Origin of the sequence: Kitasatospora putterlickiae (assembly GCF_039527695.1) — a bacterium.
Lineage (GTDB): Bacteria > Actinomycetota > Actinomycetes > Streptomycetales > Streptomycetaceae > Kitasatospora > Kitasatospora putterlickiae.
The window spans coordinates 1-1900 of record NZ_BAAAKJ010000080.1 but is presented as its reverse complement, the minus strand read 5'-3'; the positions used below and the strand labels follow the sequence as shown (position 1 = coordinate 1900).

At 73.8% G+C, this 1900-nt stretch carries 2 protein-coding genes; both read left to right on the top strand.

Features of this window, described 5'->3' with window-relative positions; genetic code table 11:
* Nucleotides 1-142 precede the first annotated feature (142 nt).
* Nucleotides 143-1060, top strand: coding sequence for a DUF4097 family beta strand repeat-containing protein (locus tag ABD308_RS09170; protein ID WP_344330584.1), 918 nt, complete (start codon nt 143-145; stop codon nt 1058-1060).
* A gap of 1 nt (nt 1061) precedes the next feature.
* On the top strand, nt 1062-1900 hold an 839-nt coding region (locus ABD308_RS09165; protein WP_344330581.1), incomplete at its 3' end, for a helix-turn-helix transcriptional regulator.

Genomic DNA, 1900 nt, shown 5'->3' with positions numbered 1-1900 from the left:
CGTGCTCCCCGTAGGGGCCGGACTCCGGGGCCGCTCCGGGTCGGCCCCGGGGTGGGACTCCCTTGACTTCGCCGTCACGCGATATATCGTCTTTAGGGAGAGAACGCGATACATCGCGAGTCCGAAACGGGAGGCGGCAGAGATGAGCCAGTGGACGGTCGAAGGACCCGACAGGATCACCATCGAGGAGACGGTCCGGACGCTCCAGGTGCGGACCATCGACGGCACGGTCAACGTGGTCGCCGCCGAGGGCCCCGCCCGCCTGGAGGTCACCGAGCTCACGGGCGAGCCGCTGCACGTCACCCTGGTCGACGGCGTGCTGACCGTCACCTACAAGGACCTCAGCGGCTGGAACGAGTTCGGCGACGTCCTCAAGTCGGTCGAGTCGGTGAAGGGCTTCTTCTCCTCCTTCAAGCGCAAGCGGACCGCCGCGGTCACCCTGACCGTGCCGGCCGGCACCGAGGTCAAGGTCGGCACCGTCTCCGCCGCGACGACGGTCTCCGGCGTCACCGGGCACGTCTCGACGCAGACCGCCGGCGCCGACGTCACCCTGGTCGGCCTGACCGGCCGCACCGAGGCCAGGACCGTCACCGGCGACGTGGACGCCCAGGCGGTGGCCGGGCAGCTGCGGCTCAACACCGTCTCCGGCCGGCTCACCGTGGTCGCCGGCACCGCCGAGAAGGTGTCCGCCAACTCCGTCACCGGCGCGGTCACCCTGGACCTCGCGGCCGCCACCCCGACCGAGATCAAGGTCAACACGGTCAGCGGCGCGGTCGGCGTCCGGCTCCCCTCGCTGGCCGACACCAAGGTCGAGGCCGGCACCACCAGCGGCGACCTCTCCTCCAGCTTCGACCAGCTCAAGGTCGGCGGCAGCTGGGGCACCAAGCGCCTCTCCGGCCAGCTCGGCGACGGCCAGGGCAGCCTCTCGGTGACCACCGTGTCCGGCGCCGTCACCGTGCTGCACCGGCCGGACGCCGAGGACGACACCCAGGCGGCCGCCCGGGAGCTGCCCGCCGGGGACGGCCCGTCCACCGGCCCCGACCTCACCAAGGAGGCCTGACATGACCCCCGTCTTCGGCCACGGCCGGCTCCGGCTCTACCTGCTGAAGCTGCTCGACGAGGCCCCGCGCCACGGCTACGAGGTGATCCGCCTGCTGGAGGAGCGCTTCCAGGGCCTGTACGCGCCGTCCGCCGGCACCGTCTACCCCCGGCTGGCCAAGCTGGAGCAGGAGGGACTGGTCGCGCACAGCACCGAGGGCGGCCGCAAGGTCTACCGGCTCACCGACACGGGCCGCGCCGAACTCGCCGCGCGGCGGGGCGAACTCGACGAGCTGGAGCTGGAGATCCACGACTCGGTGGCCCAGCTGGCCGGGGCGATCCGGGAGGACGTCCGGGACAGCGCCAAGGACCTGCGCGAGGAGCTGTGGGGCGCCGCCGAGCAGGCCCGCAGGAGCGGCGCCCCGGAGCCGGAGGACGGGGACGGCGGGAACGGCGGGAACGGCGGCAACCCGTGGGCCGGGCCGTGGGGCGACCAGGCCGCCTGGCAGCGCGCCAAGGAGGAGTTCGCCCAGTTCAAGCGGCAGGCCAAGGAGCAGGCCAAGCGGGCCAAGGAGCAGGAGAAGGCCGCCAAGGCCAAGGCCAAGGCGGCCGAGGAGGAGGCCCGTAGGCTGCGCGAGCAGTCCAAGGCCGCGCGGACGGCGGCCCAGCAGGAGGCACTGCGGATCAAGCGCCGGGTCGAGCAGCAGGTGCGCGACCACGCGGCGCGCGGCGACTGGCCCACCGGCCTGGCCGAGGGGCTCTCCGAGCTGACCAAGGGCCTGGCCGGGCTCGCCGACGCGGCCCGCTGGGGGCACCCGTCCGACGAGAAGGCCGGACCCGCCGCCGGTGCGCCCGGCGCGGA